The 20,323-nt window shown below is 68.6% G+C and carries 22 protein-coding genes; 15 read left to right on the top strand and 7 right to left on the bottom strand.

What is annotated here, in order from left to right; translation table 11 throughout:
• Nucleotides 1–30 precede the first annotated feature (30 nt).
• The 4 genes from glgP (at nt 31) to NA4_RS14270 (ending at nt 5,421) form a co-directional block, all read left to right on the top strand.
• Nucleotides 31–2,604, top strand: coding sequence for an alpha-glucan family phosphorylase (gene glgP, locus NA4_RS14285; RefSeq protein ID WP_067469953.1), 2,574 nt, complete (start codon nt 31–33; stop codon nt 2,602–2,604).
• Between the two features lie 79 nt (nt 2,605–2,683).
• Nucleotides 2,684–4,072 carry an IS607 family element RNA-guided endonuclease TnpB gene (gene tnpB, locus NA4_RS14280; RefSeq protein ID WP_169811040.1) on the top strand — a complete coding sequence of 463 codons (1,389 nt, stop codon included), beginning with the start codon at nt 2,684–2,686 and terminating at the stop codon, nt 4,070–4,072.
• Between the two features lie 277 nt (nt 4,073–4,349).
• Nucleotides 4,350–4,889, top strand: a complete 540-nt coding sequence (locus NA4_RS14275) for a DoxX family membrane protein (RefSeq protein ID WP_084497082.1) — start codon at nt 4,350–4,352, stop codon at nt 4,887–4,889.
• Between the two features lie 136 nt (nt 4,890–5,025).
• Complete coding sequence (locus NA4_RS14270) at nt 5,026–5,421, top strand: RidA family protein (protein ID WP_067469984.1); 396 nt, start codon at nt 5,026–5,028, stop codon at nt 5,419–5,421.
• A 161-nt stretch (nt 5,422–5,582) separates the two neighbouring features.
• On the opposite strand, the gene NA4_RS14265 is transcribed toward NA4_RS14270, so the two are convergent.
• The 3 genes from NA4_RS14265 to NA4_RS14255 form a co-directional block, all read right to left on the bottom strand.
• The gene (locus NA4_RS14265) at nt 5,583–7,631 is read right to left on the bottom strand and encodes an ATP-dependent DNA helicase (RefSeq protein WP_067469947.1); all 2,049 of its coding nucleotides are present in this window, start codon (nt 7,629–7,631) and stop codon (nt 5,583–5,585) included.
• A 57-nt stretch (nt 7,632–7,688) separates the two neighbouring features.
• Nucleotides 7,689–8,255, bottom strand: coding sequence for an isochorismatase family protein (locus NA4_RS14260; protein WP_067469944.1), 567 nt, complete (start codon nt 8,253–8,255; stop codon nt 7,689–7,691).
• 147 nt (nt 8,256–8,402) lie between these two features.
• Nucleotides 8,403–9,713: a nicotinate phosphoribosyltransferase gene (locus NA4_RS14255; RefSeq protein ID WP_067469941.1), complete on the bottom strand. Its 1,311-nt coding sequence runs from the start codon at nt 9,711–9,713 to the stop codon at nt 8,403–8,405.
• A gap of 121 nt (nt 9,714–9,834) precedes the next feature.
• On the opposite strand from NA4_RS14255, the gene clpS reads away from it, so the two are divergent.
• The 10 genes from clpS to rdgB all read left to right on the top strand — a co-directional run bounded on the left by clpS (nt 9,835) and on the right by rdgB (nt 16,789).
• The gene (clpS, locus tag NA4_RS14250; protein ID WP_157129003.1) at nt 9,835–10,185 is read left to right on the top strand and encodes an ATP-dependent Clp protease adapter ClpS; all 351 of its coding nucleotides are present in this window, start codon (nt 9,835–9,837) and stop codon (nt 10,183–10,185) included.
• A gap of 21 nt (nt 10,186–10,206) precedes the next feature.
• Nucleotides 10,207–10,776 carry an oxidative stress transcriptional regulator AosR gene (gene aosR / locus NA4_RS14245; protein WP_067469939.1) on the top strand — a complete coding sequence of 190 codons (570 nt, stop codon included), beginning with the start codon at nt 10,207–10,209 and terminating at the stop codon, nt 10,774–10,776.
• 53 nt (nt 10,777–10,829) lie between these two features.
• On the top strand, nt 10,830–11,894 hold the full coding sequence (locus tag NA4_RS14240) for a P1 family peptidase (RefSeq protein ID WP_067469936.1): 1,065 nt from the start codon (nt 10,830–10,832) through the stop codon (nt 11,892–11,894).
• Between the two features lie 123 nt (nt 11,895–12,017).
• Nucleotides 12,018–12,437, top strand: coding sequence for a M67 family metallopeptidase (locus tag NA4_RS14235; protein WP_067469981.1), 420 nt, complete (start codon nt 12,018–12,020; stop codon nt 12,435–12,437).
• A gap of 33 nt (nt 12,438–12,470) precedes the next feature.
• Complete coding sequence (locus tag NA4_RS14230; protein WP_067469933.1) at nt 12,471–12,743, top strand: MoaD/ThiS family protein; 273 nt, start codon at nt 12,471–12,473, stop codon at nt 12,741–12,743.
• Nucleotides 12,744–12,751: 8 nt separating this feature from the next.
• Complete coding sequence (locus tag NA4_RS14225) at nt 12,752–13,714, top strand: PLP-dependent cysteine synthase family protein (RefSeq protein WP_067469930.1); 963 nt, start codon at nt 12,752–12,754, stop codon at nt 13,712–13,714.
• Between the two features lie 65 nt (nt 13,715–13,779).
• Nucleotides 13,780–14,502 (top strand): rhomboid family intramembrane serine protease, encoded by a 723-nt coding sequence (locus NA4_RS14220; protein WP_084497085.1) that lies wholly within the window; start codon nt 13,780–13,782, stop codon nt 14,500–14,502.
• Nucleotides 14,503–14,571: 69 nt separating this feature from the next.
• Entirely contained in the window at nt 14,572–15,336 is a 765-nt protein-coding gene (locus tag NA4_RS14215) for a cyclic nucleotide-degrading phosphodiesterase (protein ID WP_067469927.1), read from the top strand.
• A gap of 74 nt (nt 15,337–15,410) precedes the next feature.
• On the top strand, nt 15,411–16,181 hold the full coding sequence (rph, locus tag NA4_RS14210; RefSeq protein WP_067469924.1) for a ribonuclease PH: 771 nt from the start codon (nt 15,411–15,413) through the stop codon (nt 16,179–16,181).
• Entirely contained in the window at nt 16,181–16,789 is a 609-nt protein-coding gene (gene rdgB, locus NA4_RS14205; RefSeq protein ID WP_067469921.1) for an RdgB/HAM1 family non-canonical purine NTP pyrophosphatase, read from the top strand. The genes rph and rdgB overlap by 1 nt, the downstream gene beginning before the upstream one ends.
• 46 nt (nt 16,790–16,835) lie before the next feature.
• On the opposite strand, the gene NA4_RS14200 is transcribed toward rdgB, so the two are convergent.
• From NA4_RS14200 to NA4_RS14190, 3 genes are read right to left on the bottom strand one after another with little or no spacing between them, the layout of a single operon-like run.
• Entirely contained in the window at nt 16,836–17,201 is a 366-nt protein-coding gene (locus NA4_RS14200) for a DUF3817 domain-containing protein (RefSeq protein ID WP_067469918.1), read from the bottom strand.
• Complete coding sequence (locus NA4_RS14195; protein ID WP_067469915.1) at nt 17,198–17,650, bottom strand: transcriptional regulator; 453 nt, start codon at nt 17,648–17,650, stop codon at nt 17,198–17,200. The genes NA4_RS14200 and NA4_RS14195 overlap by 4 nt, the downstream gene beginning before the upstream one ends.
• A 60-nt stretch (nt 17,651–17,710) precedes the next feature.
• Nucleotides 17,711–18,586: an oxidoreductase gene (locus tag NA4_RS14190; RefSeq protein WP_067469912.1), complete on the bottom strand. Its 876-nt coding sequence runs from the start codon at nt 18,584–18,586 to the stop codon at nt 17,711–17,713.
• A 237-nt stretch (nt 18,587–18,823) separates the two neighbouring features.
• Between NA4_RS14190 and NA4_RS14185 the strand changes: the two genes are divergently transcribed.
• Nucleotides 18,824–19,465, top strand: coding sequence for a TetR/AcrR family transcriptional regulator (locus tag NA4_RS14185; protein ID WP_067469975.1), 642 nt, complete (start codon nt 18,824–18,826; stop codon nt 19,463–19,465).
• On the opposite strand, the gene NA4_RS14180 is transcribed toward NA4_RS14185, so the two are convergent.
• Nucleotides 19,462–20,103 (bottom strand): TetR family transcriptional regulator, encoded by a 642-nt coding sequence (locus tag NA4_RS14180; RefSeq protein ID WP_067469909.1) that lies wholly within the window; start codon nt 20,101–20,103, stop codon nt 19,462–19,464. The genes NA4_RS14185 and NA4_RS14180 overlap by 4 nt on opposite strands.
• Between the last annotated feature and the right edge of the window lie 220 nt (nt 20,104–20,323).

The raw sequence follows: 20,323 nt of genomic DNA, 5'->3' as shown, positions 1-20,323 counted from the left end.
CGCACCGCCGACCCGTGTAGTTTTTACCCAATGAAGGCATTGCGTCGTTTCACCGTCCGTGCCCATCTGCCCGAGCGTTTGGCGGCCCTGGGTGAGCTCGCCACCAATCTGCGCTGGTCGTGGCATCCGCCGACGCAGGACCTGTTCGCCGCGTTGGATCCGCGGCGGTGGCAGGAGATGGGGCATGATCCGGTTCGGATGCTGGGCGAGGTGCCCGCGGTGCGGTTGGACGAGCTGGCCGCCGATCCGGATTATGCGGCGCGCGTGGACGCCGCGGCCGCGGACTTGCGCGATTACCTGGCGGCGCCGGGTTGGTTCCAGCGTCGGGCGGGGGAGGAGGGGGTGCGCGGCATCGCGTACTTCTCGATGGAGTTCGGCGTTACCGAGGTGCTGCCGAACTACTCGGGTGGGCTGGGCATCCTGGCCGGCGATCACCTGAAAGCCGCGTCCGATCTGGGACTGCCGCTGATCGGCGTGGGACTGCTGTACCGCTCGGGGTACTTCCGGCAGTCGTTGTCCGCGGACGGCTGGCAGGCCGAGCACTATCCGGCGCTGGACCCGCAGGGTCTTCCGCTGCGCGCGCTCACCTCGGGTGGTTCGCCGGTGCTCATTCATGTGGCCATGCCCGAGGGCAGGGTGCTGCGTGCGCGGGTGTGGATCGCGCAGGTCGGCCGGATTCCACTGCTGCTGCTCGACTCGGACATCGCCGAGAACGATCCGGAACTGCGCGCGGTCACCGACCGCCTCTACGGCGGCGACCAGGAACATCGGATCCGGCAGGAGATCCTGGCCGGCATCGGCGGCGTCCGCGCGGTCCGCGCCTACACGGCCGTGGAAGGGCTGCCTGATCCCGACGTGTTCCACATGAACGAAGGCCACGCGGGTTTTCTCGGTGTCGAGCGCATCCGCGAATTCATCTCGGCCGGAAAGGATTTCGATGCCGCGCTGGCCGCAGTGCGGGCGGGCACGGTGTTCACCACGCACACTCCGGTCCCGGCGGGCATCGATCGGTTCCCGATGCCGATGGTGCGCCGCTACTTCGGCGGCGCGCACGGCGAATCCGAATCCGCGCTGCTACCCGGCCTTTCCGTGGACCGGATCGTGGCGCTCGGACGGGAAGCCGACCCCTCCGTGTTCAACATGGCCCACATGGGGCTGCGGCTCGCGCAGCGCGCCAACGGCGTCTCGAAGTTGCACGGCGAGGTCAGCCGATCCATGTTCGCCTCGCTGTGGCCCGGATTCGACCCCGCGGAGGTGCCGATCGGGTCGGTCACCAACGGCGTGCACGCCACCACCTGGGCCGCGCGGGAATGGGTGGACAAGGCCCGTCAGCACATCGGGGCGGAGCTGGTCGAGGAGGCGCGCGGCTGGGAACGCCTGCGCGATGTCGACCTCACCGAGCTGTGGTCGACGCGGAACACGCTGCGCGGCATCCTGGTCGAGGAAGTGCGCCGCCGAGTGCGGGCGTCCTGGCTGGAGCGCGGCGCGGCGGAGGCCGAACTCGGCTGGGTCAACGGGGTTTTCGATCCGAACGTACTGACCGTCGGGTTCGCGCGGCGGGTGCCGACCTACAAGCGCCTCACCCTGATGCTGCGCGACCCGCAGCGATTGCGCGCCCTGCTGCTGGACCCGCGCCGTCCGATGCAGTTGGTGGTCGCGGGCAAGAGCCACCCCGCCGACGACGGCGGCAAGGCGCTCATCCAGCAGGTGGTGCGCTTCGCCGACGATCCGGAAGTGCGGCACCGGATCGTCTTCCTGCCCGACTACGACATGTCGATGGCTCGCTTCCTGTACTGGGGTTGCGACGTCTGGCTGAACAACCCGCTGCGCCCGCTGGAGGCGTGCGGCACCTCCGGCATGAAGTCCGCGCTGAACGGCGGGCTCAACCTGTCCATCCGGGACGGCTGGTGGGACGAGATGTTCGACGGCGACAACGGCTGGGCCATCCCCACCGCGGACGGCGTCCGCGACGAGCAACGCCGCGACGACCTGGAGGCCGCCGCGCTCTACGACCTGTTCGAGGGCACCGTCGCGCCGCGCTTCTACGATCGCGACGCGTCGGACATGCCGGTCCGCTGGGTCGAGATGGTCCGGCACACCTTGCAGACCTTGGGACCGAACGTGCTGGCCTCGCGGATGGTCCGCGACTACGCGGTGCAGTACTACGCCCCTGCCGCCGCGGCATATCAGCGGGCGACGGCCGACGATTTCGCCGTCGCGCGCGCGATCGCGGAGTACCGCCACCGGGTGGAGTCGGCGTGGCCGTCGGTCAAGGTGATCCAGGTGGACAGCGCGGGACTACCGGACACGCCGGTCATCGGGGCGCGGCTGTCGCTGACCGCGCGTGTCGAGCTCGGCGGGTTGAGCGTCTCGGACGTGGTGGTCCAGGCGGTGCTCGGACGGGTGTCCGCGACCGACGACCTCTCCGACATCACGACGGTCCCGATGACGCACAGCGGGTCCGATTCCGGCGTGGAGCTGTTCACTGTCGACACCCCGGTACCGCTGTCCGGCGCGGTCGGCTACACCGTGCGCGTTCTGCCGCACAACGACCTGCTGGCCTCCGACGCGGAGTTCGGCTTGGTGTCCGCGCCGAGCGCGTAGTGGGCGTGGCGCTGGTCATGACCTGCGACAGCGTGCCAGGCCGGTGTTGTTGTCGGTGGCGGGTGTCATGATGCCGGGTGTGACCAGGAGCGGTGTACCGAATGGGCGGGTGGTGCAGGCGTACCGCTTCGCGCTCGACCCGACGTCCGGTCAGGTGGACGCGCTGCGGTCGCATTGCGGCGCGCAACGGTTTGTCTACAACTGGGGCCTGCGCACAATCAAAGCGAACCTCGACCAACGGAATGCGGAACGCTCTTGCGGCATCGCAGACGATGATCTGACTCCATTGGTCGGGTGGTCAGCGTACGGGCTGCGCAAGATGTGGAACCAGGTCAAGGACGATGTGGCGCCATGGTGGCGGGACAACAGCAAGGAGGCGTACTCGTCGGGGCTGGCGAATCTGGCCGCCGCGCTGTCGAATTGGACGGCATCGCGTTCCGGAGATCGCAGCTACCGGCGAGTGCGGTTTCCGCGCTTCAAGTCGGGGAAGGCGCTGTTGTCGTGCCGGTTCACCACTGGCGCGTTCGGGCTCGCGCCCGGCACCGACCGGCGGCATCTGCGGCTGCCACGGATCGGGATGGTGCGTACCCACGAGTCGACCCGCAAACTGGCCCGCCGGATCGAGGCGGGGACCGCGCGGATCCGGTCGGCCACCGTCACGTCCAGCCGGGGCCGTTGGTTCGTGTCGTTCTCGGTCGAAGTTGCCCGCACTCACCGCGCACCGCAGCTGCCGGACACAGTGGTCGGGGTGGACCTCGGCGTGATGCGGCTGGCCGTGCTGTCGCGTCCTGTTACCGGCGTCTCCGACGAGCACGGGATGGTGGCCAACGCCGACCATCTCGAACACGCCCAAAAGCAGCTGAGACGGTTGCAGCGCCGGGCCGCGCGCCGCTGCGGACCGGACAAGCGGAGCGGTGCGACCCCATCGAAGCGCTGGCAGCGCACGACCACAAAGATCGCGCGATTGCATGCGCGGGTGGCGAACGCGCGGGTCGACGGACTACACCAGCTCACCACTGCGCTGGCCGACCGGTTCGGCACAATCGTGATCGAAGACCTTAACGTCACCGGCATGCTGCGTAACCGGCGGCTGGCCCGGCGTATCGCCGGGGCCGGGTGGGGTGAACTGCGTCGGCAACTGGACTACAAGACCAGGTGGCGCGGTGGCCGACTCGTGGTCGCTGACCGCTGGTTCCCGAGTTCGAGAACCTGCAACTGTTGTGGCGTGGTGAAAGCCAAACTGCGCCTGTCTGATCGTGTATTCGGTTGTGAGATGTGCGGTCACACCGCTGATCGCGACATCAACGCCGCCCGCAACCTCGCCGCTATCGCGGCAACGGTGACCGGCGGTGGGTCCTCCCCGAGTTGCGGGGCGACTGTAAACGAGCCCGCTGGAAACCCATGTAAGACCAGCTCTGCTGGCAGCGGGTACCGCCACGGGAAGCCCCACGAGGGCAACGCCGCGTGAGCAATCACGCGACTGCCGACGAGCTTGCAACATATGCACACTCCACGGCAACGGCTCAACGCGTTCTTCGCGACGACGATGCGATGATGTGGTTTACCTAATCCTCGCGGAGTAACCTCTCGCTCGCTTTCGCGCTGAACCATCCCACTCACCGGACCGTGGAATAAGCGGAGTGGGTTGGGCAGTTGAGCCCTTCGTGCGACAATCGGACCGCAGTCCGGTTTGTTTAGCCGGGGCACCATGTCCGCCGGAACGACTTGCAGGGATGAGGACCAGCATGACCATCAAATCCGTACTCGAACGCAGCAGCGGAAACACCCAGTTGGACGCGATCTCCACCGACATCGGCTTGCTGATCGTGCGCGTCGTCTTCGGCGGCTTGCTCGCCGCGCACGGCGCGCAGAAGCTCTTCGGCTGGTGGGGCGGCCCGGGCTGGCGAGCCAACGCCGACGGCTTCGAGCAAATGGGCTACAACCCGGGCAAGATCTTCGGGACGCTGGCGGGCCTGACCGAACTCGGTGGCGGCCTGCTTCTCCTGCTCGGCCTGCTGACCCCGCTGGCCGCTGCCGCCGTGCTCGGCACCATGATCAACGCGATCAACGTCACCTGGAGCGGCGGCCTGCTCACCGGCAAGGGATATGAGATGGGATTGCTGTTCGCGGCCGCGGCCGCCGGGCTGGCCTTCACCGGTGCCGGCAAGATCTCGCTGGATGCGGGACGTCCGTGGGAGCGTCAGGGATTCGTGTGGGGTGTGGCCGCGGTGATCCTCGGGGTCGTGACCGGCGTCCTCACGCTGATCCTGAAGTGGGTGCTGTGAATCATTGCCGAATCGCGGCGCGGTGACCTCGGGTCACCGCGCCGCGGTCGTTTATGGCCGATGTCATGTCACACTGCGGCCTGCTGAATCGTCGTTTCGGTGTTGCAGCAGAAGACAACCGAGCAAGGAGATGACCATGGCCATCGAGATCAGCAACCCCGCCGAACTGCACGACCCGACCGGATTCGGCTACAGCCATGTGGCGACCACACGCGGGGAGTTGGTGTTCATCGCGGGGCAGTACGACTCGGACGCCGAAGGGCACACCACCAGTACGGATTTCGCGGCTCAGGTGGACAACGCGTTCGCCAATCTCGGCATCGCGCTGCGCTCGGTGGGATTGGGCTTCACCGACGTCGCGCAATTGCGGACGCATATCGTCGACCACGACCTGGACAAGCTGGCCGTGCTCGGCAAAAAGATCGCGGCGATCTGGGGGGACAAACCCCCTGCGCAGACACTGACCGGAGTGGCCGCGCTTGCGCTGCCCGGGATGTTGTTCGAAGTCGATGCGGTGGCCGTGCGGGGCTGAGATCGCGTCGCCGGACAAAGGATTCGGTGGTGTCCCCGCGCCGCGTGCAGGGCTTGGCGCGGGGACGATCGATACGTTCGGTGTGGGAATTGGGGGTCACCGAAGTACCGCACACCAATCTACTTCCGTCTGGAAATATAGACCGGCGGGTGTGCGCGGTATCACACCGCCGCTGCTGCGGCGAGTCGTCCTAGCGCTTTGACCACGACGTCGGGGTCGGCGGTCTCCCAATAGGGCGGCAGTGAAGCGCGCAGATATCCGCCATAGCGAGCCGTGGCGAGGCGGGAATCCAGGATGGCCACCACACCGCGATCATCGACGCTGCGCAGCAGGCGCCCGGTGCCCTGCGCCAGCAGGAGCGCGGCATGGTTGGCGGCCACCGTCATGAATCCGTTGCCGCCCCGCGACTCCACGGCGCGCTGCCTGGCCGTGAGCAGCGGATCGTCCGGGCGTGGGAACGGGATGCGGTCCAGGATCACCAAGCTCAGCGAAGGGCCCGGCACGTCGACACCCTGCCACAGCGACAGCGTGCCGAACAGCGAGGTCTCCGGGTCGTCGGCGAACTTGCGGACCAGCGCCCCCGTGGCATCCTCGCCCTGGCACAAGATCGGTGTCCGCAACCGGTCGCGCAACGCGTCGGTGGCCGCGCGCGCCGCGCGCATCGAGGAGAACAGGCCGAGGGTGCGCCCGCCCGCCGCGGTGATCAGTCGCTCGATCTCGTCCAGGTACGCGGGCGCCAAGCCGTCGCGTCCCGGTGCGGGCAGGTGCTTGGCGACGTAGAGGATGCCGGACTTGGCGTGGTCGAACGGAGAGCCGACATCGAGCGAGTTCCAGCGGACGGTCTCGGCGTCCGACGGCGCCTCCGCGCCGTTCGCGGTGGCCGGGTCGACGCGGTTGCCCGACTGCGCGGGCAGGCCCCAGGTGATCGCGAGCCCGTCGAACGAGCCGCCGATCTGCAACGTGGCGGAGGTCAGCACCACGGTGGCGGTGCCGAAGAGCCTGCTGCGCAACAATCCGCCGACCGAGAGTGGGGCCATGCGCAACGAACGGCGCACGACGCCGCGGACCTCGTCGGCGGCCAACCAGATGACGTCGCGCCGGGCGGCCGGATCGGGCTCCTCGAACGCGGTCAGCGCGCGGACCGCGCTGTCGTGCACCTCATCGATCGCGGCCAGCGCCAGATTGCGGGCCGCGGCGCTCTCCGGATCGCCCTGCGCGGTGGTGGCGCCCGGCGGCGCGAGGGCGGTGCGCGCGTTCCAGGCCGCGTCCCGGATCAGGGCCAGTACCGGGGCGACGCCGTCGGGGAGGGTGTCCCAGCGTGCGGCGGGCAGCTCGTCCAGCACGGTGTGCCAGGCATCGGCGGCGCCCTCCAGGCGGTCCACCTCCTGCTCGTCGATCAGTTTGGCGCAGCGTCGCGCGGCGGCGCTGATCGCGGAAGGGGCGAGCTCGGCGGTGGCCACGCCGGTGACCCGATCGACCAATTCGTGCGCCTCATCGATGACCACGACATCGTGCTCGGGCAGTACCTGGATACCGCTGATCGCATCGATCGCGAGCAGCGCGTGATTGGTCACCACCACGTCGGCCTGCGCCGATTCCGTCCTGGCGCGCTCGGCGAAGCAATCCTGGCCGAACGGGCAGCGCGACTTGCCCAGGCACTCCCGCGACGACACACTGACCTGTCGCCAGGCGCGGTCGCTCACCCCGGGGGCGAGTTCGTCGCGGTCTCCGGTCTCGGTGTCGGAGGCCCAGTCGTTGAGCCGCTGCACCTCGCGGCCGAGGCGGGAGATCGCGAACGCGTCGAACAGCTCCGCCTCGGCAGGCTCGTCCGGGATGGCGCTGTTGATCTTGTTCAAGCACAGATAGTTGTTGCGTCCCTTGAGGATCGCGAACTTCGGCGTCCGGCCCAGCGGCCCGCGCAACGCCTCGGCCAGCCGCGGCAGATCCCGGTCGACCAGTTGGCGCTGCAACGCGATCGTCGCTGTGGAGACCACCACGGTGCGACCGGTGCGCACCGCGTGGTGCAGGCTCGGCACCAGATACGCCAGCGACTTGCCGGTACCCGTGCCCGCCTGCACCGCGAGGTGCTCCTTGGTATCGATCGCGTGGTCGACCGCCGCGGCCATGGTCACCTGCCCGGCGCGTTCCTTCCCGCCGAGCGCCTGCACGGCGGTGGCCAAAAGGTCGGAGACGGGCGGAAGTTCGGACACGCGAGCAGCCTACTCGGTGCCTCCGACAGGACGGGCCGGTCGGCGAGACCGGGCGGTCTACCGGCTGATGCTTCCTTCGAGATCGACGCCCGCCCCGCGCATGCGGTCCAGCGCGGCGGTCACGGTGTCCGATGCCACCCCGGCGGTGAGATCGAGCAGGACGCGGGTGTCGAAACCCTCGATGCGCGCGTCCAGCGCGGTGGCGCGCACACAGTGATCGGTGGCGATGCCGACCACGTCGACGGCGTCCACGCCGCGGTCGTGCAGCCAGTCGGCCAGTCCGGTGCCGTCGTCGGTCGTGCCCTCGAAACCGGAGTAGGCCGCGGTGTAGGCGCCCTTGGAGAAGATCTGGTGGATCGGGTCGATGGTCAGGGCGGGGTGGAAGTCGGCGCCGGGCGTGCCGACCCGGCAGTGCGGCGGCCAGCTGTCCACGTAGTCGGGCTCGTCGGAGAAGTGCGCGCCGGGATCGATGTGGTAGTCGCGGGTCGCGACCACCACGCTGTAGTGCGTCGCCGCGAGATGCTCGCTGATCCGGGCGGCCACCGCGGCGCCGCCGGTGACCGCGAGCGATCCGCCCTCGCAGAAATCGTTCTGGACGTCGACGATGATCAGTGCTCGGGTCACGGTGACCTCCCGCGGTGTGACTGGTGACCTACCGAGATTCTGCCGCCAGGCCGGACCACCGGTTAACTCGACGCGCGGGAAATTCCGGTGGACGCGATGTAAACGCCGCCATCTGGTGCACCACGTCGCCGAGCGCAGGCGCTGACCTCAGGCGAAGGTGGTTACGATCGCCGGTTCGCCCGAGGACAACTTGAGGCCCTCCCACGGCAGGCTGATCAGCCCGCGGGCGACCAGGTCGCGGCTGTCGGACAGCGTGGGCAGGTCTTCCACCGGCTCACCTCCGCGGACCAGCGGGACGAGCAGATCACGGGCTTGGAAGCCGTTCGACGGCGGTACCGGTCCGCCCGCCGGGTAGACGATCTCCTCGACGATCGTGCCGGTGTCGCGGGCCAAGCGGACCGCCTTCTTCGTGCCGCCGCGCGACTGTTTGTGACTGCTGCGTTTGGCCACCGGCAACCCGTCCACCTCGACCAGCTTGTAGACCATTCCCGCTGTCGGCGCGCCCGACCCGGTGACCAGCGCCGTGCCGACGCCGTAGACGTCGACCGGTTCGGCGCGCAACGCGGCGATGGCGTACTCGTCGAGATCGCCGGAGACCACAATGCGGGTCTTGGTCGCGCCGAGCGCGTCGAGTTGGTCGCGCACCTGGCGGGCCAGCACGCCGAGATCGCCGGAGTCGATCCGGACCCCGCCCAGTTCGGTGCCTGCCACCTCGATGGCGGTCGCCACGCCCTTGGTGATGTCGAAGGTGTCCACCAGCAGCGTCGTCCCGATCCCGAGTGTCCGCAGCTGGCTGCGGAACGCTTCGGCCTCGTGCGCCCCGTCGGGACCGCTGTGCAGCAGGACGAACGCGTGCGCGCTGGTGCCCGCGCCCGGAATACCGTAGCGGCGCACCGCCTCCAGATTGGAGGTGGCGTCGAAACCGGCCAGATACGCCGCGCGGGAACTGTCGGGGGCGGCATGTTCGTGGGCGCGCCGCGAGCCCATCTCGATCATCCGGCGCCCACCGGCGGCGCTCACCATGCGCGCTGCCGCCGACGCGATCGCGCTGTCGTGGTTGAGAATCGACAGGACCAGCGTCTCCAGCAGCACGCATTCGGCGAAGCTGCCGCGCACCGAGAGGATCGGGGAGCCGGGGAAATAGAGCTCTCCTTCGGCGTAGCCGTCGATGTCGCCGGTGAATCGATAGTCGCGCAGCCAGTCGAGGGTTTGCCGATCCGAGAACGGCGCGATGACGGCGAGTTCCGCGTCATCGAAGCGGAACCGCCGCAGTGCCTCGAGCAGCCTGCCGGTGCCACCGACCACGCCGTAGCGACGACCATTGGGCAAACGTCTGGCGAACACCTCGAAGGTGCACTGCCGCTGCGCCGAACCGTCGGCGAGCGCCGCGGCGAGCATGGTCAGTTCGTACTGGTCGGTCAGCAGCGCCGTGCTCGCGGTGCCGTCACGCAGGTCCACGCAGTCACTGTAGACATGGCGGCCGGGCCGCAGCGGCGGGCATCGTGCCGGTGAACCGGGAAAGCGCGAATCGGGGCTGCGTGGGCTTGTTTATCGGGAGTCGAGTCGTACCCTTGACGTTATGGCCTTGTGCAACATAGTCCGGGGTGACGTCGTCATGGGCGCCGCGAACGCGACAGTTTCCGCGGCACAGGCGACGCCAGAGGCGGTCGAATACACCGAGATCCTGGAGGCGGAGGACCGCCCCTGGGTGACCGTGGTCTGGGACGATCCGGTCAATCTCATGCATTACGTCACCTACATCTTCCAGAAGCTGTTCGGCTACAGCAAAGCGAAGGCGACCGAGCTGATGTTGAAGGTCCACAACGAGGGCAAGGCGGTGGTCTCGTCCGGTTCCCGGGACAAGATGGAACATGATGTCCAGCGGCTACACGCCGCGGGCCTCTGGGCCACCATGCAGCGGGACGACTGACCAGAACGCTACCCTGACGCCGTGCGTAAGTGGAGCAGGAAGAACTCGCTGAGCGGTCTCAAACTGCGTTCCGAAATGGACGCACGCGAGGCCAACGTGCTTCGGTCACTGGTGGGAGCGGTCTCCGGGCTGCTCACCGAACGCGCCGCGTCCGCCCCCGATGACGATCTGGCCGCGCTGACCGGATTACGATCCGGCAACACCGTCCCGCCCGACGACCCGCGGCTGCGCAGGCTCCTCCCGGACTTCCACCGCAGCGAGCCCGGCTCGCCGGACGCCGAGCGCGCCGGTCTCAACAGCGCGCTGCGTGGCCTGCACGAGCCCGACATCATCGATGCCAAGCTGGCCGCTGGCTCGGTGGTGCTGGATACCGTGCCGAGCGCGGGCGGCAAGATCGTGATCACCCCGGAGCAGGCCGACGCGTGGCTGACCGCGCTCACCGACGTGCGCCTTGCGCTCGGCACGGTGCTGAACATCGACGCCGACACGCCCGACCATCTCGAGCCCGAAGATCCGCGCGCTCCGCACCTGGACGTGTACCACTGGCTGACCTGGATGCAGGACTCACTGCTGCAAGCGCTGGCTCCCTGACCGGCTTCGGTGCGAAGATCGGCGCGGTCGATCAGCCGCCGTGAGGAGTAGAGATGGTGAAAGCCGAGCCGGGGGAGAACAGTTCGCTCACCGATGTCCCGGGTGTGCTGGTCGGTCATCACCACGTCCTCGATCCCGACGCTGCACTGGGCGCCGGGGCGGCCACCGGCTGCACGGTCGTGCGCGTGCCGGGCGGCGCGGTGGCGTCGGTCGACGTGCGCGGCGGCGGGCCGGGCACCCGCGAGACCGACCTGCTCGATCCGATGAACACCGTCCGCCAGGTCGACGCGATCCTGTTGACCGGTGGCAGCGCCTACGGTCTCGCCGCGGCCGACGGCGTCATGCGCTGGCTGGAGGAGAACGGCGCGGGCATCGTGATGGATCCGACCGACCCGGGCCGGGTGGTGCCGATCGTCCCCGGCGCGGTGATCTTCGATCTTCCGGTCGGGGCGTGGGGTATCCGGCCGACGGCCGAGTTCGGCTATCAGGCGGCGAAGGCCGCGGCGGTCGATTTCGCCCGCGGGTCGGTCGGTGCGGGTGTCGGCGCTCGCGCGGGATCGATCAAAGGCGGGGTGGGGACCGCGAGCGTTGTGCTGAGCGAAGGCGCCGCCGCCGGGATCACCGTCGCCGCGTTGATCGTGGCCAATCCCGTTGGCTCGGTATTCGATCCGCGCACCGGGTTGCCGTGGGGGTGCGGCACCGACGGACCCGAGTACTTCGGCCTGCGCGCGCCGACGGCCGAGCAGTTGGCCGCGGCCAATGCACTGCCGGTGAAAGGCACGGTGCTCAACACCACGATCGGAGTCGTGGCGACGGACGCCCCGCTCGATCCGGCCGGGTGCAGGCGGGTGGCGGCCACCGCGCACGACGGCTTGGCCAGGGCGATTCGTCCCGCGCATTCACCGCTCGACGGGGACACGATCTTCGCGCTCGCCACCGGTACGGCCGAGGAGAGCCCCGATCTTCCGCTGCCGCCCGCCTTTCCCGCCGATCTGCTCGTCCTGGACGAGATTTGCACGGCGGCCGCGGTGTGCGTCGAACGCGCCGTCGTCGACGCGATCCGCTCGGCCCACGCGGTCGCGGGCATCCCCGCCTATCGCGACATATTGTCGGGCTGATCTGCCGCGAACGTCCCGGCGCCACACACCACAGACCCGCCCGATATGTTCGTGGGAATAGCCGAATATCCTGGCTCGTTGTCGACTGCGATGGGTCGGCGTTGCGGAAAGGGTGTGCGACTCGTGCTGGTGATCAGGGCCGACCTCGTGGAGGCGATGGTGGCGCACGCGCGCGCCGATCACCCCGATGAGGCCTGCGGTGTCATCGCCGGGCCAGAGGGCTCGGATCGACCGGAGCGCTTCATCGCCATGGTCAACGCCGAGCGTTCGCCCACTTTCTACCGCTTCGACTCCGGCGAGCAGTTGAAGGTCTGGCGGGAGATGGACGAGGCGGACGAGACGCCGGTGGTGATCTACCACTCGCATACCGCCACCGAGGCCTACCCGAGCCGGACCGACGTGTCGTATGCCTCCGAGCCGTTCGCGCACTACGTGCTGATCTCCACCCGCGATCCCGAGCAGCACGAGCTGCGCAGCTACCGGATCGTCGACGGCGAGGTCGCCGAGGAGCCGGTGCAAATCGTCGACGCGTATGAGACCTAGACCGATGCCTGTTCCGGAAAACGAGGAGTACCCATGCCGGTAACCGTGTCCATCCCGACCATCATGCGCGGCCTCACCGGAGGTGAGAAGCGGGTGCAGGCCGAGGGCGCCACGTTGGCCGCGCTGATCGATGACCTCGAGGCCAACCACCCAGGTCTTGCCGAGCGCCTGCTCAAGGAGGGCAAGCTCAACCGCTACGTCAACATCTATGTCGACGACGAGGATGTGCGTTTCGCCGGCGGTCTCGCGGCCGAGGTGCCCGAGGACGCGAGCGTGACCATCCTGCCCGCCGTCGCCGGAGGCTGACCCGTCCCGTGGCGCGTTACGAATCGCTGATCGCGACCCTCGGCAACACCCCGCTGGTCGGGCTGCGCACCCTGTCCCCGCAATGGGACGGCGAGAACCACGTGCGGTTGTGGGCCAAGCTGGAGGACCGCAACCCCACCGGCTCGATCAAGGATCGGCCTGCGCTGCGCATGATCGAGCAGGCCGAGGCCGACGGGCTGCTGCGCCCCGGATGCACCATCCTGGAACCCACCAGCGGCAACACCGGCATCTCCCTGGCCATGGCCGCCAAGCTCAAGGGCTACCGGCTGATCTGCGTGATGCCGGAGAACACCTCGGTGGAGCGCAGGCAGCTGCTCACCATGTTCGGCGCGCAGATCATCGATTCCCCCGCGGCGGGCGGCTCCAATCAGGCCGTCGCGCTGGCCAAGCAGATCGCGGCGGAGAACCCCGACTGGGTGATGCTCTACCAGTACGGCAATCCGGCCAACGCGCTGGCGCACTACGAGACCACCGGCCCCGAGATCCTGGCCGACCTGCCGGAGATCACGCATTTCGTCGCGGGTCTCGGCACCACGGGCACGCTGATGGGCACGGGCCGGTTCCTACGCGAGAAGGTGCCCGGCATCGAGATCGTCGCCGCCGAGCCGCGTTACGGCGAGCTGGTCTACGGTCTGCGCAACATCGACGAGGGATTCATCCCCGAGCTGTACGACGAAAGCGTGCTGACCACACGTTTCTCGGTCGGTCCTTATGACGCGGTCAAACGCACGCGCGAATTGGTGCTGGAAGAAGGCATCTTCGCCGGGGTCTCCACCGGCGCCATCCTGCACGCGGCGCTCGGCGTCGCCCGCAAGGCGGTGCGGGCGGGCACGCGAGCGGACATCGCGTTCGTGGTCGCCGACGGCGGCTGGAAGTATCTGTCCACCGGCGCCTACGACGGCACCCTCGAGGAGGCGGAAGAGCGGCTCGACGGCCAGCTCTGGGCCTGATTCCCAGCACGCGCCGGTACCCTCGGTGAGGCGGGGCCACAACCCCGCGCGGCGAGGAGGTGGCCATGACCGGCGCGGGACTCGGGCCGTCGTTCGACCCTGATCGGATCGCGGCGATGCGTGCGCGGGTGGGGAAGCCCATCGGCGTTCCGGGGCCGCCGCCCGCGCCGAGCGGGGGATTCACCACCATCAAGCGGCTGTGGTTGCGTTCGGGGGTGCTGATCCTCGGATTCGTCGGACTGCTCTACGGCGTCGAAACAGTCGATGTCATGCTCGGCGGTCGGCTCGACTACGCGGGCATCGAGCCGCGCGAGGCCGACGGGTTGACCGGCATCCTGTTCGCCCCTGTGCTACACGATGACTGGGGTCACCTGATCGGCAACACATTCCCGGTGCTGGTGCTCGGCTTCCTCGTCCTGCTGGCGGGTCTCGGCCGCGGGTTGGCCGCGACCGCGATCATCTGGCTCGTGGCGGGAGTCGGCACTTGGCTCACCGGAGCGACGGGCAGCGTGCACATCGGTGCGTCCGCGCTGGTGTTCGGCTGGCTGACATTCGTCATCTCGCGCGGCTGGTTCGCCCGCAATATCGGACAGATCGCGCTCGGTATCGTGGTGCTTGCCCTGTACGGCTCGCTGCTGTGGGGCGTCCTGCCGGGACAGCCGGGAATCTCTTGGCAGGGGCATCTTTTCGGGGCGTTGGGTGGACTGTTCGCTGGCTGGGTACTCTCTGGTGATGAACGTCGACACCGCCGCGGGGATCGAGCCGGAGTCAACGCGTCGCCGCGATGAGCGCGCGGCCCGTCGCGAAACGAGGGGGATCCTTTCGTGAGCCAGAATTCCGCGTGGCAGCATGGGGGAATGCGCCTTACCGTCCTCGGGTGCTCGGGCAGCGTGTCCGGCCCGGACTCTCCTGCGTCGGGTTACCTGCTCACCGGCCCGGATATGCCGCCGACGGTCATCGATTTCGGCCCGGGAGTTCTCGGCGCGTTGCAGCGCTACGCCGACCCAGGTGAGGTCGATATCTTCCTGACTCATCTGCACGCGGACCACTGCCTGGATTTGCCGGGCCTGCTGGTGTGGCGGCGTTACCACCCCACACCGCCGGAGGGAAAGGCGATCGTGCGCGGTCCTTCGGACACGTCGCTGCGTATCGGCAACGCGTCCGCCGAGGTCGGCGGCGAATGCGACGACTGGTCCGATGTGATCGACATGCAGCCGTGGGCCGAGGGACAGCCGGTCGAATTCGGGCCGGGCCACACCGTCACCGCGCGCCGGATGTATCACCCGCCGGAGTCTTATGGCCTGCGGATCGAGACCGTGAGCGGCCGCACATTCGTCTACACCGGCGACACCGCGCTGTGCCCGCAGGTCCACGAACTCGCCCACGGCGCCGACGTCCTGATGGCCGAGGCGTCCTGGACGCACGACCCGGCCAATCGCCCGCCCGGCATACACCTTTCGGGCACCGAGGCGGGCCAGATCGCCGCCGCGGCCGGAGTGAAGGAACTGCTGCTCACCCACATCCCCCCGTGGACTTCCCGCGAGGACGTGATCGCCGAGGCGAAGGCACAGTTCTCCGGCCCGGTACACGCTGTCGCACCGGGCGAGACCTTCGATCTCTGATCCGATGATGGCCGAAGGGCCGCGAACACGCGGCGCCGCAGGCGCCGCAAATTCAACACAGTAGGCTGTGGCCCGTGTCGAGACGAGCCGATGGCAGGGCGGACGATGAGCTCCGCGAGGTCCGGATCACCCGTGGGTTCACCACGCATCCAGCCGGTTCCGTGCTGGTGGAATTCGGGCAGACGCGGGTGATGTGCACCGCGAGTGTCACCGAGGGCGTGCCCGCGTGGCGCCGCGACTCCGGGCTGGGCTGGCTCACCGCCGAATACGCGATGCTGCCCGCCGCGACGCATACCCGCAGCGGCCGCGAATCGGTGAAGGGAAGGATCGGTGGGCGGACTCAGGAGATCAGCCGCCTGATCGGCCGCTCACTGCGCGCCTGCATCGACCTGGCCGCCATCGGGGAGAACACCATCGCGATCGACTGCGATGTGCTCCAGGCCGACGGCGGCACCAGGACGGCCGCGATCACCGGCGCCTACGTCGCCCTGGCTGACGCGGTGACCTATCTCGGCGCGGCCGGGGCCTTGGCCGACCCGCAGCCGATCTCGTGCGCGATCGCCGCGGTGAGCGTCGGCGTGGTCGACGGCCGGGTGCGCGTGGACCTGCCCTACGAAGAGGATTCGCGCGCCGAGGTCGACATGAACGTGGTCGCCACCGATACCGGCACCCTGGTGGAGATCCAGGGCACCGGCGAGGGCGCCACCTTCCCGCGCTCCACGCTGGACAAGTTGCTCGACGCCGCGCTGGTGGCCTGCGAGAAGTTGTTCGTTGTGCAGAAGGAAGCGCTGGCGCTGCCGTACCCCGGCGTGCTTCCGGAGCCGGCCGAGCCGAAGAAGAAGTGATGACCCGCCGCCTGCTGGTCGCCAGCCGCAATGCCAAGAAATTGAACGAGCTGCGCCGCATCCTCGACGAGGCGGGCGTCGCCGGTATCGAGATAGTCGGGCTGAACGACGTTCCCCCGTACGACGAGGCTCCCGAGACCGGTGCGACGTTCGAGGAGAACGCGCTGGCCAAGGCCCGCGACGGTGCCGCGGCGACCGGTTCGGCCTGTGTCGCCGACGATTCCGGCCTCGAGGTGGACGCCTTGAACGGCATGCCGGGTGTGCTGTCGGCGCGGTGGTCGGGCGGCCACGGGGACGACGCCGCCAACAACGCGCTGCTGCTGGCGCAGCTTGCCGACGTTCCGGACGAGCGGCGCGGCGGGCGGTTCGTGTCGGCCTGCGCGCTGGTGGTGCCGGGCGGCGCGGAGACCGTGGTGCGCGGCGAATGGCCGGGCTCGATCGGACGCAAGCCGGTGGGCGACGGCGGCTTCGGCTACGACCCGCTGTTCATCCCGGCGGGCGGCGACATCACCGCGGCTCAGCTGACAGCCGCCCAGAAGGACGCGGTCTCGCATCGTGGGCGGGCGCTGGCCCAATTGGTGCCCGCGCTCGCTGCCCTGGCCGACTGACGCGGGCGTAATCCGTCCACCCGGGCGGCGTTCGGTCCGCCCGGGGTCAGACCCCGAAGTCTTGCTTGACCTGCTTCGCGTTGACGTGCTCGACGAAGAACGACAGCAGCGGGATGGTGCCTGCGAGCAGCGTGCCGACGGTGCGCGGGACGGGCCAGCGCACCTTGACCGCGAGATCGGCCGTGACCAGCAGGTAGACGAAGTACACCCAGCCGTGCACCACGGCGATCCAGCTCGGGGGGTGCATGCCGAAGCCGTACTTGGCGATCATCTCACCGGTGAGCAGCAGCAGCCAGAGGCCGGTGATCCAGGCCAGCGTGCGGTAGCGCAGCAGCGCCGGGGCGATCTTGGCGGCCTTCGCCGTCGGCGCGGGGGCGACGGCGGTCTCGGCGGAATTCTCGCTGGTGGTCAACCGGCGCTCCTCTCGCGGGTGTGCAGGCGGACCTGCGCATCGATGTCGTTGGCGTGCAGTTCGGCGAGGTACCGGTTGTACTCGGCGAGCACGGGGTCCTCGTCCCGGACGGCCTTCGGGCGCTCGGGCAGCAGGCCCGCCGGGATCTCCTTGGGAGCAACCGGTTTCGCGGCCCGTCCGGATGTGGCGGCGCCGCGTCCCGTGTCGGCGGGTTCGCCCTTCTCCTCGGCCTCGCGCTCGAGCCGGACGAACCGGAAGTAGGCGAAGACGGCGAATGCCGCGAACAGCGGCCACTGCAGCGCGTACCCGAGATTCTGGCCGGTGCCGCTCGCCGACTCGTACCGCTCCCACTGCCACCAGGCCAGCGCCAGGCAGCCCAGCGCGGCGACGATCACCAGCGCGATGAGGGCCGGACGATTGTGTGCCGAGCGGCGAGGTGAGGCGGACACGGCCTCTACGGTACCCGTTCTACTACGCAGGCCGTAGAGCTGGGTTTGTTTGCGCGGTGCTCAGAACGAGTAGATGACGCCGGTCAGTCGCTCGGATTCCGTCCACAGCCGCTGCCACAGGTCTTTGTTCTTCGACAGGCCGGTGGACGAGGAGGCGCGCACCGGGCCCTGGGTGCCGAAGAGCCTGGTCGGGCCCCAGTACACCGTGGGGTCGGCGTCGGGCATGGTCGCCGCGAACAGCGTCGAGTGGGCTGCCTTGGCGGGGGAGTGCCCGATCAGGCGGATGAACGGCTTGGCGATGTGGTCGAGCGGCGTCTCGGTGTGCGCGAAGAGGTCGGTGGCCGAGACGCCGGGGTGTACGGCGTAGGAGCGTTTGGCCGACCCGGACTCCATCAGCCTGCGTTGCAGTTCCCGCGCGAACATCAGGTTGCACAGCTTGGACTGCGCATAGGCGAGATTGCGCTGGTAGCGGCGCTTCTTGTAGTCGAGGTCGTCGATCTGGAGTTTCGGGGTCTGCTTGTGCGCGATGCTGGACAGCGTCACCACACGGTCGGTGATCCGGTCCAGCAGCAGCCCGGTGAGCGCGAAGTGCCCGAGGTGGTTGACGCCCCACTGGGTTTCGAAACCGTCCTTGGTCCGGGAGAACGGCAGGTTCATCAGCCCCGCGTTGTTGATCAGCACGTCGAATTCGCCGCAGTCGTGGGCGAATTTGCGCACCGAGGCCAGGTCGGCAAGGTCGAGTTCGGCCACCCGGACATCGCCGTCGATGCGGTCGGCTATCTCCTTCGCCTTGGCCGCGTTACGGCAGCCCATGATCACGGTCGCGCCTTTGGCCGCGAGGACTTCGGTGGTCACAGTGCCCAGACCGCCGTTAGCGCCGGTGATGACAAAGGTACGTCCCGTCTGGTCCGGGATCTCAGTGGGTTTCCACGCCATGGGCCAACCTTACTTTGGAGTAAGTTTCTGGGGAAGGTGTGTGCGGGATTCGGCTTAGATCGTCTCAGACGCGAGCGCCGGTTTCCGAGGATCGCCGCCACGACACGGGCATTTGCGCGGTCGTCGAGCTGTCGATCGGCTGCTGCGTCGCGGGTCGGGACGCCGGGCGCCATGGCCGCACATCGTGTGCCCGCGCAGACCGGTCGTGGTCGCTGTGATTTCGCTACGGTGGAAGATGTGACGGCCACAGTAGGCAGGCAATACGGCGGGCGCGCCGTCGTCGAGCGGAAGGCCGAGCGGCGTCAGCGTTTCCTCGAGGCGGCAACGCGGATCTTCGCCGAGCGCGGCTACGCGGACTGCTCGCTGGCCGACGTGTGCGCCGCCGCGGGCCTGTCCAAGCGGCAGTTCTACGAGGAGTTCCACACCAGGGAGGACGTCCTGGTCGCGGCCTACGACCGGATCCAGGACGAGGCCGCAGGCGCCGTCCTGGCGCGGATGCGGGAACTCGACCCCCGATTCGATCTGACCGCCGCGATGACCGCCGTGGTCACCGCCTACCTCGAATCGATCGGCTCCGACCCCTATCGCGCCAAGCTCGCCTTCATCGAGGTGGTCGGGGTGAGCGACCGGATGGAGCGGCATCGCCGCGAGCGGCGCCACGCCTGGGCGTCCGTGCTGGAGTCCCACGTCGTGCCGGCGGTCGCGCCCGGTTCCCGGGTGCGCGGCGCACCCGGATGGGCAGCGAGCGCTCTCATCGGCGCGATCAACGGGCTTGCGCACGAGTGGGTGCTGGCCGACCCGCGCCCGGCCGTCGCCGAACTGGTCGATCTGCTCGTCCCGATCGCGATGTCGCTGCTGGAGCGGCCGGAGCAGAGCTAATCGCCGCGGACGGCGTAATCGCCGATCGCCTGTTCCAGCGTGTCGAACGCGGTGGCGATGTATTCGGCGAGGGCGCTGGCGATGTCGTCGTTGGATTGCCCGTCGAGGGTGCGGCGCAAGGTTTCATCGAACAGCACGCGGTGCACTCCGCCGAGTAACGCGGCCACCACGCGGGGCATGATATCGGTTGCGGCGGAGTCGGTCTCGTCGGCCAAGGTAGTGGCGAGCGCCTGTTCGCGTTCGTCGTGGAACTCGCGTAACCGGGCCACCAACGCCGGACTGCCGGTGATCATGCCGGCGAATTCGGGTCCGGAGAAGCCGGTCACCGGATCGTGCCGCGCCGCCGCGTCCAGATAGGCCCGACGCAGCGCTGCGACCGCGGACTCGCCGGGTCCGCGCTCGCGCACGGCACGCGCGAGCTGGCCGACGAACACGTCGTGCAGGTCGAGGGCGAGGTCCTCTTTGCGGGGGAAGTAGTTGGTCACCGTCATCTTGGCGACCTGCGCCGCCGCGGCGACGTCGGCGATCGTCACGTTGTCGAAGCCGCGCTCGAGAAACAGCATGGTCGCGTGGTGGGAGATGTTGTCCCTGGTCTGCTGCTTTTTTCTGGCGCGAAGCCCGAGGTCTGCTGAGCTCATGCCGCCACGATATCTGATATCGACACAAAAATCTTCTTGACATAATTTTAGGTGCAGCATAAGTTTGTAGTCGTCACTAGAACGAAGGAGTGCCGGCGCGGATGAACCACGCACTTGTCGAAGCGGCCTCGGCTCGCATCAGTTCCACCATCGACCGAAAGGGATCGGCCACCATGCCCGATAAGACCAGTGCTCACGCCGCCATCGAGGCCGCGGTTCG

Origin of the sequence: Nocardia amamiensis NBRC 102102, from assembly GCF_001612745.1 — a bacterium.
GTDB lineage: Bacteria > Actinomycetota > Actinomycetes > Mycobacteriales > Mycobacteriaceae > Nocardia > Nocardia amamiensis.
The sequence above is the reverse complement of the archived record's forward strand: the minus strand, read 5'-3'. Positions and strand labels throughout refer to the sequence as shown.